1 protein-coding gene is annotated in these 282 nt (G+C 37.9%); it reads right to left on the bottom strand.

Going from position 1 to position 282, the window contains the following annotated elements; all coding sequences use genetic code 11:
* A partial coding sequence (locus CES82_RS12160) for a transposase (RefSeq protein WP_143466318.1) occupies positions 1 to 282 on the bottom strand: 282 nt, incomplete at both ends.

Here is a 282-nt window from a genome sequence, read left to right as displayed (position 1 = left end):
TTTATTGTTAGTACCCTCTAGTGGTCCGTTGGTATAAGGATAATTAAAAGTGTTCTTGATCTCGTCATGATGTTCTCTTAACGTTTCCAACGCTTGTTGCATCTCTAACGAGATACCATCTGTATGCCAAAAGGCAGCATTGTAGTTATTCCAGTCATTGATTTTAATGGCGTAGCGTAGACTGTTCAGAACTTGATAGGTGGCCTTTAATTCAGGATCAATACTTAACAACTGATCAACGACATCTTTAGCACAAAGAAGGTGAGAAAAGTTAGTCCATTT

The organism is Secundilactobacillus silagincola (assembly GCF_002583405.1).
Classification (GTDB): domain Bacteria; phylum Bacillota; class Bacilli; order Lactobacillales; family Lactobacillaceae; genus Secundilactobacillus; species Secundilactobacillus silagincola.
This window is presented reverse-complemented; position numbering and strand designations above follow the sequence as displayed.